Below are 13,647 nucleotides of genomic sequence, written 5' to 3' on the forward strand. Positions count from 1 at the left end.
CTCGGCGCGCGGCCGGTTTAATTGATGCAAAGGCAGCGACCTACAGACGCAAGCCCGCACCTGGACGACGGAATGCGGGGTCCTTCCGATCAGTGCGATCGTAACGAACAGAACACAGGTTCGTCCTCTCGCCCGCTTCATCAGCGGCGACGTGCCCTTGGCCGGGTCCTTGACCAATCGAAATGACTGCCGCCGTTCGGATCGTCTTTCAGCGGGGGCCTCTTCCAGCGGCGTCTCGATGCGCCACGACAAAATGCGGAATTGGTCGCTCATCATTCCCCCTCGCGCGTCTTTATCGCCGTTCGTGCGCGGGCGTCAGCGTGTGTTCGACCGATCAAGCCGGGTCGTTGTGCTGCTTGAATGCCGGCAGCCACGGTGGTCTCCGTCAGTTTATGGGCGGCGTCCAACGCAACCTCGAATGGGCTGATCAGGCCCGAGGGACGGCAAGAGCCTCGATCGCCTTCCCGCAACGGCTACGCCTGCTTTTTTCCCCTGCCGCAAGGGGGCGGCATTCCTCGCGGAAAACAAAAAAGCAGGCTGACGCCGTCCTCCGCTGCGCTGCGGGCCTGACGGCTGCGGGCCGATCGCTCCCCGGGCCAAGGATCGCCATCGAGGCCGCGATGGGCGCGGCCCGAGCAACTAACGGAGATTACCATGGCTACGATCGGCACCTTCACCGCTTCAGACAATGGCTACGTCGGCTCGATCAAGACGCTGACGCTCAACATCAAGGCAAGGTTCGCCCCGTCCGAGAAGGATAACGACAAGGCGCCCGACTTTCGCATCTTCGCCGGCACCGAATTCGGCGCCGCCTGGAAGAAGACCGCCCGCGAGACCGAACGCGAATACCTCTCGGTCAAGCTCGACGATCCGAGCTTGCCGGCGCCGATCTACGCCTCGCTGGTGAAAGTCGAGGGTGACGACGGCTTCACCCTGATCTGGTCCCGCCGCAACGGCGACTGATCCATCCGGATCATCCGCCCCGCCTCCTCCGGAGGCGGGGCTTTTTGCGTTTCTGTTGCGCCCTTGCAGGGAAGCAGGAAGAGCATTTTTTCTTGGAAGTGAATCGCTAAGGGCTCCGCCCTCGCGCGGGCAAGGGTGAAGTACGCTGCGCGTGCCGGCCGGACCGGTATCCCCGGTCTTCCGCGCCAAGGATCTTCATGACGACCAAAGTCGTCAAGGCGGTGCAGACGCGCGCTCATCGAGCGCGCCCTTGTCAGGCGGGTGATCCCCCTCCGCTCCGGCCGCCCTTGCCCTTGATCTCGGGAGACGCCCCGACGATACCGCTCACGAGGAAACGCTGTAATGTTGAGCTTCTGCCACTAGCAAGATCGTGCCTGACAACGATCGCAATCCTTGTTTCGAACGTCAGTATCTCTGCTTTCTGAAAGCGGGGTCATTCGATGGGTGATGTCTCTCCGGGCTGTGGCTGAGCCAGGGACCGTGGGCCAGAGGGCCAGCCCCGAGCTCCGAGGCGGCATCGTGATCACGGACACTTGTCCAATTATAAGCGATAGGAGTGCCCGCTGAACTCCTGGAGAACGGCGGATCGCCACGACGCGTTCATGGATGAGCTGCGCCATATTCACCTGAGTGTGCCTGCCCGACACCCTCAGTGTTTGGTTGAGCTTCAGGGCTCTTAAGAAAAGGCGCTCACGCATCGCGGCGGATCGAAAACGAACAACGCCATTGCTACCGCGCCGACATGCCGAAAGTGGCTTCTGGGCGGGGGATGCAGCGCGAACGTTTGAACCCGGCGCACCGGCATTGACATTTCAACCCACTTCAGGCTTGAGCATTGTCCCCCACCGTCCCGCGTCCGCGGCCGAAGAAAACGATCACCTCGCGAATGCGGTTTCCGTCGCCGATAAGGAGTTCAGCGTTCTGAAAGGACTCGCCGGTGATTGGTCGGAGCTCGTAGTGGACGAACACCTCGCCATCCTGTTCCCATAGCCGCTTGATGTCGAACGACTGTGTGCGTTCGCTATTCGGCCAGCATTTGTCGAAATAGGTTGCCCGGTCGATCCGATCGTCCAACGGACTTGAGAACCGGAAGTCGGGGGTAAGAAGCGCCTCGATCGCCTCGCGGTCCTTTGTCTCATAGGCGCGATAATAGCGGCGGACCGTCTCCGCCAAGCTCGATTGCTGGGTCATTGAAGGCCTCCTTCTCAAGGTACGAAATATCCATGTCACGCTTGGCGCAGTGGGCGGAAACAGTTGCGCATCTCCTCGACGAAGAGCGCCGGCTGTTCGAGAGCGGCGAAGTGACCGCCGCGATCCAGCTCGTTCCAGTAGAACAGATTGGGATACATGCGCTGCGCCCAGCTGCGTGGCGCGCGATAGACCTCGTGGGGGAAGATGCTGCATCCGACCGGCAGATCGACAACGCCGGCGTTGCTCTTTGGCCCCAGCGCGCGCTGTTCGAAATAGAACCGGGCGGAGGACGCTGCGGTGTTGGTCAGCCAATACAGGGTGATCTGGTCGAGCATCTCGTCGCGCGTCAGCGCGCCCTCGGGATCGCCGTTGTTGTCTGTGGCAACCCGGAAGATGTCAAAGAGCCAGGCCGCCCAGCCGGCCGGCGAGTCGGCGAGCGCGTAGCCAATGGTCTGAGGCCGCGTCGACTGCATCGTGAAGTAGCCGAAGGCATCGTTTTGAAACCCAGCCATGGCGTCCAGGGCGCGGCGTTCTTCCGCAGAGAGTTCAGATGGTATCTGGTCGGGGATCACCTGCGGAAAGTTGAGATGTATAGCGGCCAGGCCGGAAGCCCGTTGCTGGGCCATGGCCGTCGTGACGAAGGCACCCCAATCGCCGCCTTGAGCAACATAGCGACCGTATCCCAGGCGCGACATGAGCGTGGCCCAGCTACGTGCGATGCGCTCCTTATTCCAGCCGGACGCCGCCGGCTTATCCGAAAATGCAAAGCCGGGAAGCGATGGGATGACGACATCGAACGCATCGCCCGCGTCGCCGCCGTAGGCGACGGGATCTGTCAGTGGGCCGACGACCTTCAGGAAGTCGATAACCGAACTCGGCCACCCATGGGTAATGATGAGCGGCAGCGCTCTTGCATGCGGCGACCGGGCGTGCAGAAAGTGGATCCCGAGGCCGTCGATATCGGCGCGGAACTGGTCGAAGCGGTTCAAGCTCGCTTCACAGCGACGCCAGTCATAGGCACTGCGCCAATAGTCAATCCAGGATCTTAGTCGCGCTTCGGGGACGCCCTGCGTCCAACCCGAGACAGTCTCTCGCTCAGGCCAACGCGTCTGCACGAGCCGGCTTCGAAGATCATCGAGCGCCATTTCGGACGCATGAAACCGGAACGGCTTGATCAGGTCCGGTGCCGGCTGAGCTTCCGCGTTGTGCGACAAGCCGGCCAGGACGCTCGCCGCGACGGACCCCAGGAAGCTACGTCGCGACAAGGCTTGCAGCTCGAAGAGCACATCAAGTTCAGCCCGTATCATCCCTTCCTCCCTGCGGTTGCATTATGCAATCGGTTGAGGGATATCAATTCTAATGGCATAATGCAACTGCTCTTGAAGTGGAGGTGGATGGTGCGGGGGGATTTCAAGTCGGGCTGCCCGATCAACCTGACCCTTGAGGTACTCGGCGACCGCTGGAGCCTGCTGATCATCCGCGACATCATGTTCGGAAATCGGCGGCATTTCCGGGAATTGCTCACCAAATCCGAGGAGCGCATCGCGTCCAACATTTTGGCCGCGCGGCTGAAAGTCTTGGTCGAGCGCGGTATTCTTTCCAAAACTGACGACCCGACCCACAAGCAGAAGGCGATCTACAGCCTGACGGAGCAAGGCATTTCCCTGCTCCCGGTCCTCGCTCAGATCGGAGCTTGGGGCGTGGAGCACCTTCCCGTCACCGACGAACTGGGAATTCGGGCGCGTCTCCTCGCCGACGGCGGTCCCGTTATGTGGGAAGCCTTCATGGACGAACTTCGCGACCGACATCTCGGCGGCACAAAGCGGTCGGGAGGAAACGGGCCGTCCGTAATGGAGCGGCTCCAGGCCGCCTTCGATTCTGTTAGCCGGTCGACGACCACACCGGAGACGCTAGAGCGCAATTCAGTTTGCGCGAGCCAGGGGCATCCCTCGAAGGAGAGACAAGAACAACGGAAGTAAACTCTGCGATCGATTTACCGGCAGACCACGCCGGCGCGGTCTGTGCGCTTCTTCGTTACGTAGCTTTCAGTACCAGGAACCGAGTATTCACGTGACGATCGAGCTTAAGCATCTGCGATACGCTGAAGCGGCGGAGCGCTGTGGGAGGTTTCGCAAGGCGGCAGAGTTGTTCGCCCTTAAGCAATCCAATCTGAGCCGGAGAGTTAAGCATCTGGAGGACCAGCTCGGGATCGCCTTGTTCGAACGGACAAACGGCGGCGTCAGGCCAACTGCGGCGGGCCGGGACTTTGTCAATGGCATTCGCCGGGTTTTGAATGAGTTGCAGACCGTGGTCGACGGAGCGAAGGCGGTCGGTCGCGGCGAGGCCGGATATCTGACGATCGGCTTCTACACCTCGCTTTCTGCCGGCAATCTCCGGGCCAGTCTCGTCGAGTTTGGCCGCCGCTTTCCCCAGGTAGCGATCAACGCAATCGAAGGATCTCGCTCACGCCTGTTCGACGGGATTCAAAACGGCACGGTCGATATCGCAGTCGTCACGGGAGAGCCGGCGTCGGATAGCAATCGCTCGATGGTCTTGTGGAGCGAGCGCATTATCGTTGCCTTGCCTGAAGATCACCCACTTGCCGCGAACGAGATCATCTACTGGACGGATCTCAGGCGTGAGCGTTTCCTGCTGAGCGAGCGCGATCCCGGTCCAGAGATCCAGGACATCCTCGTGGCGAAGTTCTCCTCGCCGGGTGAACTGCCCATCGTCGTCAGGCACGATGTCAGTCCCGAGAACATCAAGAGCTTGGTCGGCGCAGGCCGCGGCGTCAGCCTCATGTGCGAAGCGTGCATGGGCACCCGATACGATTCGAACGTACGACCTTTGCCTTCGGAGGGCAGCGCTCATACAGCTGAGCTACGCGTGCGTTTGTTGCTTACGCAGTGCTTACGCGAGGTTCCGACGAGAATGAAGCTACGACACCAAGTTCTTGTTTCCTACCCTCTTTCAATCTGCATGTCAGCGCAACGCCTCAATCACTCGGCGCGCGGTTTCAGCCCGACGCAGTCAGATTAGAGATGCCAATAGCGAGCTGGGAACGCAGGCAGGATTGTATTTCTTGCGCACGTCGCCGTTCTCTTGTCCAGACCATGTTGGCTCCACCTTCCGCAGCCAGCCGGCGGCGGCTATACTAGACTCATGACGCAACGCGGAAGACTTTATGGCTGCCCCGTCGAGTTCACACTTGATGTGCTTGGCGGGAAGTGGAAGACGGTGATCTTGGCGCGGATCAAAGAAAAGCCCATGCGGTATTCGGACTTGCGTAGAACAATCCCGTCTCTGTCCGAAAAGATGCTGACTCAGCGGCTGGCGGAAATGACCGAAGTCGGCTTCGTCATACTGGAGGCCGGTGCTGACGGCAAAGAACGCTACACATTGAGTGACCGGGGGCGGGAGCTGGCGAACACGCTGCAAGCGTTGTACGACTGGGGCGACATCCATGGCCGAGAGCTCGGCGTCCGCTTTTGGACGGAGATCGAAGCTAACGCCTAGCAAAACGACCGTCCTCGCCGACGCTGGAAAGCGTAGCGCAGAAGGTTCCAACATTTGTAATTATTGGTTCGCGGATAAGGCCGGGCGTGGCTATCGACCGGTCGCGTGCTTCTCGATCGCCGAAGCCACAAGCATCTTCAATCACCGCAGCCACGAAACCATGGTCGGTGGGCTAACGGACTGTCGGCTCGATCCCGATCTCCATCGCAATTCCGACGAGCGCACCGCGCGGATATCACAATCACGCAAAGCAAAAGGATAAGGCGGTGGAATCGAAAGCCGACACTGTGACTTTATCGAACACCGGCTCATCCGCGCGCGGCTACGTTGCGCGCGCGCCGTCTGTCCGGTCCGTACCGAGTTAGCGCGCCGTTTGCCAACTGTGTCAACGTCATCACGCGACGAACGAAATAGTTCGCGCGAGACGCTCGCTGACTCAAGTCGATCAGCTGGCACTCGATCGATGATGCCCTGTAGGTCGAAAATGATTTGGGGCGGAAAACAGTCGGTTTTCGAAATGGCTGAGCCAACTGTTTGGGATCCAACAACTTGGAGGTTTTAGAAGTGAAGATGTTGAAGAGCTTGCTCCCGAGCTTGGCAGCGGGCTGGTCCTGGCGGGTGGGGCGCAGGCTGCCGATCTTCCCGTAAAGGCCAAGGCGATCGAATACGTGAAGATCTGCCCGCTGTATGGTGCCGGTTTCTACTACATACCAGGCGCCGATACGTGTCTTAAGTTCAGCTGCTATTTTCGCGCCGATACGGTCCTTGGTGCCAACGGCGACTATACTCCCAACCTTGCCGGTGCCGGTGCTGCTAATAACCGTCTGAACAACTACTACTACACCACGCGGTCCCGCCACGACTTTGACGTCGATACGCGTACCGCTACCAAGCACGGTGTGCTGCCGGACGCTTCGAACTCACATTCACCCCTAAGCACACCCGGGATGTCGTCTCGCCGTCGTGAGCCTCAATCCGACCTTCTGGCTCTCACTTGTGCGATGGCTGCTTGGCAGGCGGGTCGCTCATGTTTCGCAGCTGACCGACAGGCATGCGCCCTTTGACGCCTCTTGCGGCCAGTCAATATCAACAATGGTGAGCGATTCGACTGTGAATTCTGACGCATTCGCCTAACAGTCGAATTCCTGCCGTCGTTGATGCCTCTCCAGCCACCGAAGAAATCATAGTCGAGGGCTGACTTGGCGGTTTGGCCGAATGAACGCTCCGATCAATGCAGAATTATCGTTTGTGATCGCCTAATAGGTGTGCTGATTTTGGCATCTCACTCGGATCGGAAGGTTACGACATGCTCAAACGGCCCTTGGTTCACATGCCCGCCTCCTTGCGTGCGGAGCTTAAGGCGGCAGACTTAACGGCGGCTTTCAGGCAAAGGCCTGCATATCAGCGCAATGACTATCTGCATTGGATTGCGCGCGGGCTGCGCCCGGAAACTCGACGTAAGCGCGTCAACCAAATGATGGACGAGCTTGCGAAAGGAGGAGTGTACATGGGGATGCCACACCGGCCGAGCAGGAAGTGATCCGCATCGGCCGGTTGATTAATGCGGTGCGATTCGGGTGGCTTGCTGGGGGGCATCGCCAAGCTGACGTCCGGTTGCAATTGGATCGATCCGGAATCGCGGAACAATCCCGCCCTGCGAATATGAGCTGCCTGTAGCAAGTGCTGTACCATGATCGATCAGGGCGAGCGTACGCCCAATGCTTCCAGTCATCTTCCGATACATGCGGATCGAGATGAAGTGCGTGCATCTGCCTCGGCAGGAATAGCGCTTGTGGTACGCCATGACGGTCGGTCGTCGCAAGCGTCACGCATCTTGCGTCGCGGCTGCGCCGGCGATCAGTCGCCGTGCCGGCAGGAAAAGCCCCGCAATCGCGCCGGCCAGCGACAGCATTGCGGCGAGGCTCACCGCCGCAGCAAATCCGCTCTCGAAATGCGCGGCCGAGTAGACCCCGCCATGGGCCGAGAAGTTCGCCACCAGCGCGGCGATGCCGAACATGCCGCCGAGGAAGCGGCCCATGTTGAAGATGCCGGACGCCTTGCCCATTTCGGCCACCGCGACCGAACTCAGGATGGCGTTCTGTGCTGCCGGCATCGCCATCGAGACGCCGACACCGGCCAGCACCAACGGCGCGGCTAGGGCGGAGTAAGCAACCGCGGGGCTGACGATCTCGGCGATCCAGCCAAGGCCGATCGCCTGCATCAGCAATCCCGTCACCACCAGCGGCCGCTCGCCGAGCCTGTTGACGACCGCGCCGGCGATCGGGGCGGTGACGAACAGCGTCGCTGTCCAGGGAAGCAGGCGAAGTCAGGCGCCGAAGGCGTCGAAGCCCAGCGTCGTCTGGAGGAACTGCGGCAATAGGAACAATAGGCCATACATCGCAGCGTAGAACAGGACGCTTGCGGACATGCCGGCGGCGAGGGCGCGCGATGCGAACAGCCGCATCGGCACCATCGGCGCGGCCGCACGCAATTCCCGGACCACGAAGCCGGCGGCAAACACCAGGCCTGCCATCAGCGTGGCCATGACCTCGGCGCTCGCCCACCCCACAACGTTGCCGCGCAACAGGCTCCAGACCAACGCCAGCGCCGCGAGGGCCACCAGCAACAGTCCGGGGATGTCCAATGCGGCGGAAGGTCCGAAGCTTTCGCGCAACCGTGCCAGCACCAGCCCGATCGCGATCAGGCCGATCGGCAGGTTGATCCAGAACACCCAGCGCCAGCCGAAATGTTCGGTGATGAAGCCGCCCATGGCGGGGCCGATGATCAGCGCGCAGCCGGTGATGCTGCTGAAAATGCCGAGCGCGCGGGCGCGCTCCTCGCGGCCGAACGTGCCGCTCAGGATCGCCATCGCCAGCGGCATCACCAGCGCGGCGCCGGCGCCCTGCAGCGCGCGGGCGGCGATCAGCGCGGTGGCGTTGGCTGCGAGCGCACAGGCGGCCGATGCAACGACGAACAGGGCGATTCCGGCCGCGAACATGCGGCGGCGACCGAAGCGGTCGCCGAGCGCGGCGCCGGTCAGGAGCAGCACGAAGGTCAGGTTGAAGGCGTTGACAGTCCATTGCAGCGTCTCGACCGGGCTGCCGAATTCGGCGCGGATGGCCGCGAATGCCGTCGTGATGATCATGGCGTCCAGCGCCATCATGAAGGACGCCAGCGCGGTGACGCCAAGCACCCAGTTTCGCTCGGCGCGATCGGTCGGGATCTGCATCGCCCTCTCTCCGTGTATCGAGCCGCCCTGTCGCGGCGCGTTCTGCGGGCTAGACGAGGTCCGAGTGGCAAAGGATGCGCCCAAGAATAATTTCTCCTGGGCCGCATCCTTCGCCGGCCGGCAAACGTCCTAGGGGTGACGCGGCTATTTGCGCGACCTTGATCCGGACGAGCGGGGCACCCGTTTCTCGGGAAGGTCGTGCTAAAATGGAAAGATGGCGCGCGATGAGCGAGCCAGGCTGCGTCATGAGCAGGGAGCGCGCGATGAGAAGGACGTTGATCAGATACAGGGCCAAGCCGGAGCTGGCCGACAGGAATGCCGAGCTGGTTGCGGCCGTATTTGCGGAATTGAAGGCGGCCGGGCCCGACGGCGTGCGCTATCTGACGCTGCGGCTGGAGGACGACACCTTCATCCATTTTGTCGACGGCTGAGGACGGCTCGAGCCCGATCCCGAAGCTCAAGGCGTTTCAGACGTTCCAGGACGGCATCCGGGACCGCTGCGCGGAGCCGCCGCTGGTGCGTGATGTGAGGATCGTCGGCAACTACCGTATGCTGGACGAGTCCTGACAGGCGAGACGGAGGAGCAATGGCGCCAGACCCGCTGACCACCGTCGATATCGAGGCCCTGGTGGCGCGGATGCGGCCGAAACTGCATCGCTACTGTGCGCGCATGATCGGTTCGGTCATCGACGGTGAGGATGTGTTGCAGGATGCGCTGATCAAGGCGATGGAAGCGCTGCAATCGGTCACGCCCGTCAATACGGAGGGCTGGCTGTTCCGCATCGCGCACAACACCGCGCTGGATTTCCTGCGTCGCCGCAACCGGCAGGAGGCGCTGCATTCGGCTGAGGAGGTGGAGATGATTGCCGACCAGCTCGATGATGTGGAAAGTCGCCAGATCGCTGCGACCAGCCTGCGCACGTTCATGCGGCTGCCGGTGGCGCAGCGGTCCAGCGTGATCCTGATGGACGTGCTCGGCTGCTCGCTGGCCGAGGTCTGCGACATCATGGATTTAAGCCTGCCGGCGGTGAAAGCCGCGCTGCATCGCGGGCGCACGCAGCTGCGCGAGTTTGCCGGCGAGCCGGACGATGTGCCGCAGCCGGGTCTGTCGGAAGCCGATCGGACGCGGCTCAACGCCTATGTCAGCCATTTCAATGCCCGCGACTTCGACGCGATCCGCGCCATGATCGCCGACGACGTCAGGCTCGAGCTCGTCAACCGCACCAGGCTGAAAGGCAAGGCCGAGGTGGCGAACTATTTCGGCAATTATTCGAAGGTCAGCGACTGGCACCTGGTGACGGGGCAGGTCGAGGGACGTCCCGCGATCTTGGTGTTCGATCCGAATGAGGCGAGCGGGCGGGCGAAATACTTCATGCTTCTCGACTGGTCCGCCGGCAAGCTCGCCACCATCAGGGATTTTCGTCACGCAGCCTATGTTATCGATGGTGCGGAGTGCGTGGTGGATAGAGGGTGAGCTCGCCTTCCACATCGGAGCAGGCGTCGCTTGACCAGAAGAACGCCGTGGCAGGTTGAGCAGAAAAGAAAAATGCCTTCGATCCGGGTTTGGCAGGCAATGTGCAAACCTTCTGCAGACCATGCGAGCGACCCCGCCGGCCCTGCGCGACCGATACCACTAGCAGGGCCCTTTGGACAACAAAGGTGATTCCGCGATCGGACTGGTCGACCGGTTCGCGTCCTGTTTGCGCGACGCGCGCTCGCCGGTGCTGATCGAGCATGAGGCCCCATGGGAATCCCGATTCTGGTAAAAAACAACATGCTCTAGAGGCGGATCAGGACAACCCCGAGGACTAGAAGGGCGGCGCCGCCGAGTCGAACCAAGGTAGCGGGGTGCTGCGGCACGCCGAGCAAGCCGAAATGGTCGAACGCCAAGGACCCAAGCATCTGGCCGACGACGATCGGGGCGAGAACTGTGGCGGCACCGAGATGAGGCACGGCAACTATAGCGGCCCCGATAAACATTGCCCCAAACAGCCCACCGGTCCACGAGGCCCAAGAGGTACGGGCAACCATAGCTCCTGAAAGCGGCGCCTCGCGCGACACCAGGATCGCCATCAGCATTGCCAAAACGCACGCCAACGCAGTAGCTGACGAAGCCTGCCCAAAAGGGCGAGCCCAATTCTGCCCGCAGGTTCGCATTAAGTATTTGCTGAAGCGCGACGCTGAATCCGGCAGCGACAGCCAGCAAGTAAAACAAGGCATTGCCATACGATCCCGACACGGCTTACCCCGGTAATGATTACCGGTGAGCGTCACATCCTGGCTATGCTGTAACCACCATGGCTCGGATTAGGCGCCCGCCCGACTGGGGACCGACCCTAGGAGTGGCGCATTGACGTGTCTGGAACGTTTGTGACCGCCGAGTTCGACCGATACTATCCCGGCGTGATTCCAAACGCCCTCCGGAAAAACCGACCAAGATGGCTTTGGTCCGCAAATCCGGTCTCGGCCGCGACGCCAGCAATGGATTCTCCGCGGCGAAGCAGCTCGCGCGCGTCGTTAAGCCTGTGCATCGCCCGGAAGGCGCCGGGGGACATGCCATGCGATCGGCCCATGCGATCGGCGAAATCTGCGAGAAAAACCTTCGCGACTCATTTCGGCCTGCACTGCGGCCTCGGCTACTGTCTTGTCTGCAGGCTCGGTCGCTGGAGAAGACCCGCGATTGAATATGGGCGGATCTGACAGCAGCTGACAATCGAGTAACGCGTCTGCAATGTCTGCACAGCGCACGTGCCCCGCTCTGTTCCACAATCGTACCGCTTCCGCCACCACTTCGGGCGCGGCGTATGCGCTCGCGGACAGATAAACGTTCAAACAGAGCAGGCCCCCGGTTCCGGCAGCGAACTGTGCGGGGTCCCCGCCGTGATCCATGTGCCTTGGCCCGGGTCAACGGCGACGACTCGTCCATTGAGAAGGAACCTGCGCCGTCCGGTCAATGGTTCAGTGAGACGCATTGGTCCGCGCGGCTTCTGGCGTTTGCTCAAGGCAGACACTGGTGCGAACTCCTGGACTGAGCGTTCCACTAGGCTGTTCATTTGGAAATTAAACTAGGCATTTGGAAAGGCGCCACGTTGCCGGCGGCCAGGACGTAGTCTCAGCCCGCATCCGACTTTCTCAGATCTCCCGCAAGCCCCGTTCTCGTCTAGGACGCCGCAACGAATTCGCAACGAATTGGGTGAAACGACCGTGAACAGAACGCGACCAATACGGTCCCCACATCAAGAAAGATCAGTAACTTAGAAGATGCTCACTGCGTTCGGGACGCAGGGGTCGCAGGTTCGAATCCTGCCACTCCGACCATTCTTCCAAATATCGACGTTTTCCTAGAGGCTTGGCGGACCGGCCGCCAGCGCCTCGGAAGCGTCTTTTTGCAACGATTTTCAGCGTCGGTCCACGGCCGATTTGGCCGGGCAGGGCGGCCTTTGCGCGCGGCATGGCTTGTCAGGATGAACCGATCAGCCGGGGCTCGAACGAGACGACGACTCGCTTGGCCTTGATGCGGCCATGCACGCCATAGCTGGAATCGAAGCTCAGTGTCGTTCCGTCGGGATCGATCTCAACGTCGAGCCCGGACATGATTCCGGCTTCCGTGAATTCGAACAGCTGGACTTCGATCCGATCGAAGATGCTGAATGTCACGTCTACATGTTTCGTCAGCAAGAAGTTTCCGTGCGCATCGACCTCGGCGTCCATCCGAAAGGCGTGGGCGACAAATCGGCCCGGCGCGCCCTGGCGAAGCTCCGGCTCACGCAACGTCGCATCGTGGAATGACGGAACGCCTTCGAACCAGATGCACAACGCCGCGCCACCTTCCAGATCGCCAATTGATATTTTCGCCATCAAGACCCCCACGTGCGCAAAAGTGTTGTGCAAAATACCGGGATTCCGATCACAGTGCACCTGACGAGGATTCTCAGGCGCCGATCCGAAGGTGCACCCGCCGAGACCCTCCTGACCTCAAAGAAAGCCGATAGGACGTTCAACTGAAGGCGGCTTAGAAATGGCTGTCCAAACGAAAACGGCGCGGCCTGCATCGACCGCGCCGTTTGGCCTTGCTACAGACAGAAGGCGCCTCAATACTCGTAATCTGGCGCGTAGGCCGGCACGCCCAGGCCGGGCTCGCTATAATATCCGTAGGCGCCATAACTGGGGCCCGAGGAGCCATAGCGGTTGGCGATCGGACGGCATTGGCCGACGCCCGCCATCAATTGGCCGCCGTTCATCGCCGGTCCGGCTGCGCCAACGGCCATATTACCAGGCGGGGTACACCAGCCCGGTCCGCGTCCCGCGGCGAGGGTAGGGCTTGTGGTCGCGAGCGGCAAAATCAGAGCCGTCAACGCGGCCGCGCTCACAAGTTTCAAACGCGTCATTGTTGTCTCCATCGCTTGGATTGACAGAAGTCCAATCCCAACCGCCGCCAGCCGTTCCGTGGGGAACTTCGAAATTTCGGGGAGCAACAAAGGGTTTCATGGGTTTCGGCACGCAACTGGCCGAGCATTTCGAGAAACCTCTTAAGCATGATCCACTGGATCGGCACGGCCCGTTCCGACAGACGGCCGCAGTCGTTGGCGGCTTGCCGGAAACGACGTCTCCGGCGAGCAACTTGTGCCGGGTGCTAGCTAGGGAGCCTGTCTGTTTAGTCGCGGTGTGGCCGCGACGATAACATGACGGCGCTCATCCGGCAGCCAGCGCGAGCTTTCGGAGGTTGTGGGCGGTGCAGATCATCGCCC

Annotated in this window: 11 protein-coding genes, 1 tRNA gene and 5 pseudogenes; 8 read left to right on the forward strand and 9 right to left on the reverse strand. The window is 61.3% G+C overall.

What is annotated here, in order from left to right; genetic code table 11:
* Positions 1-654 precede the first annotated feature (654 nt).
* A complete protein-coding gene (locus IVA82_RS43045) occupies positions 655-963 on the forward strand; it encodes a DUF736 domain-containing protein (protein ID WP_247385538.1) in 309 nt (102 codons plus the stop codon).
* Positions 964-1,785: 822 nt separating this feature from the next.
* Here the strand turns inward: IVA82_RS43045 and IVA82_RS43050 are convergent.
* The gene (locus IVA82_RS43050; RefSeq protein ID WP_247385540.1) at positions 1,786-2,154 is read right to left on the reverse strand and encodes a nuclear transport factor 2 family protein; all 369 of its coding nucleotides are present in this window, start codon (positions 2,152-2,154) and stop codon (positions 1,786-1,788) included.
* A gap of 35 nt (positions 2,155-2,189) precedes the next feature.
* Complete coding sequence (locus IVA82_RS43055) at positions 2,190-3,461, reverse strand: epoxide hydrolase family protein (RefSeq protein WP_256469823.1); 1,272 nt, start codon at positions 3,459-3,461, stop codon at positions 2,190-2,192.
* 87 nt (positions 3,462-3,548) lie between these two features.
* Here IVA82_RS43055 and IVA82_RS43060 point away from each other — a divergent pair.
* Together IVA82_RS43060 and IVA82_RS43065 are read left to right on the forward strand one after the other, a co-directional pair.
* A pseudogene (locus tag IVA82_RS43060) lies at positions 3,549-4,028 on the forward strand (helix-turn-helix domain-containing protein); the annotation flags it as partial.
* Between the two features lie 196 nt (positions 4,029-4,224).
* Positions 4,225-4,953, forward strand: a pseudogene (locus tag IVA82_RS43065) (LysR family transcriptional regulator); the annotation flags it as partial.
* A gap of 18 nt (positions 4,954-4,971) precedes the next feature.
* Here the strand turns inward: IVA82_RS43065 and IVA82_RS43070 are convergent.
* A tRNA-Arg gene (locus IVA82_RS43070) sits at positions 4,972-5,044 on the reverse strand.
* A gap of 272 nt (positions 5,045-5,316) precedes the next feature.
* Between IVA82_RS43070 and IVA82_RS43075 the strand changes: the two genes are divergently transcribed.
* From IVA82_RS43075 to IVA82_RS43085, 3 genes and pseudogenes are all read left to right on the forward strand, one after another.
* Positions 5,317-5,670, forward strand: a complete 354-nt coding sequence (locus IVA82_RS43075) for a helix-turn-helix domain-containing protein (RefSeq protein ID WP_247385544.1) — start codon at positions 5,317-5,319, stop codon at positions 5,668-5,670.
* Positions 5,671-6,209: 539 nt separating this feature from the next.
* Positions 6,210-6,575 (forward strand): annotated as a pseudogene (locus tag IVA82_RS43080) (porin); the annotation flags it as partial.
* Between the two features lie 425 nt (positions 6,576-7,000).
* A complete protein-coding gene (locus IVA82_RS43085) occupies positions 7,001-7,210 on the forward strand; it encodes a YdeI/OmpD-associated family protein (protein WP_247385555.1) in 210 nt (69 codons plus the stop codon).
* Between the two features lie 285 nt (positions 7,211-7,495).
* On the opposite strand, the gene IVA82_RS43090 is transcribed toward IVA82_RS43085, so the two are convergent.
* Entirely contained in the window at positions 7,496-7,990 is a 495-nt protein-coding gene (locus IVA82_RS43090; protein WP_346658737.1) for an MFS transporter, read from the reverse strand.
* Positions 7,991-7,996: 6 nt separating this feature from the next.
* The gene (locus IVA82_RS43095; protein WP_247385546.1) at positions 7,997-8,899 is read right to left on the reverse strand and encodes an MFS transporter; all 903 of its coding nucleotides are present in this window, start codon (positions 8,897-8,899) and stop codon (positions 7,997-7,999) included.
* 263 nt (positions 8,900-9,162) lie between these two features.
* On the opposite strand from IVA82_RS43095, the pseudogene IVA82_RS43100 reads away from it, so the two are divergent.
* Together IVA82_RS43100 and IVA82_RS43105 are read left to right on the forward strand one after the other, a co-directional pair.
* Positions 9,163-9,466 (forward strand): annotated as a pseudogene (locus tag IVA82_RS43100) (hypothetical protein).
* Between the two features lie 19 nt (positions 9,467-9,485).
* Complete coding sequence (locus IVA82_RS43105; RefSeq protein ID WP_247385547.1) at positions 9,486-10,373, forward strand: sigma-70 family RNA polymerase sigma factor; 888 nt, start codon at positions 9,486-9,488, stop codon at positions 10,371-10,373.
* 305 nt (positions 10,374-10,678) lie between these two features.
* On the opposite strand, the pseudogene IVA82_RS43110 reads toward IVA82_RS43105, so the two are convergent.
* The 4 genes and pseudogenes from IVA82_RS43110 to IVA82_RS43125 all read right to left on the reverse strand — a co-directional run bounded on the left by IVA82_RS43110 (position 10,679) and on the right by IVA82_RS43125 (position 13,287).
* Positions 10,679-11,114 (reverse strand): annotated as a pseudogene (locus IVA82_RS43110) (DMT family transporter).
* Positions 11,115-11,292: 178 nt separating this feature from the next.
* A complete protein-coding gene (locus IVA82_RS43115) occupies positions 11,293-11,472 on the reverse strand; it encodes a helix-turn-helix domain-containing protein (RefSeq protein ID WP_346658736.1) in 180 nt (59 codons plus the stop codon).
* An 886-nt stretch (positions 11,473-12,358) separates the two neighbouring features.
* Complete coding sequence (locus IVA82_RS43120) at positions 12,359-12,757, reverse strand: hypothetical protein (RefSeq protein ID WP_247385549.1); 399 nt, start codon at positions 12,755-12,757, stop codon at positions 12,359-12,361.
* A gap of 233 nt (positions 12,758-12,990) precedes the next feature.
* Positions 12,991-13,287 (reverse strand): hypothetical protein, encoded by a 297-nt coding sequence (locus IVA82_RS43125; protein ID WP_247385551.1) that lies wholly within the window; start codon positions 13,285-13,287, stop codon positions 12,991-12,993.
* Positions 13,288-13,647 lie beyond the last annotated feature (360 nt).

It is taken from the genome of Bradyrhizobium sp. 142, assembly GCF_023074015.1.
Taxonomy (GTDB): Bacteria; Pseudomonadota; Alphaproteobacteria; order Rhizobiales; family Xanthobacteraceae; genus Bradyrhizobium.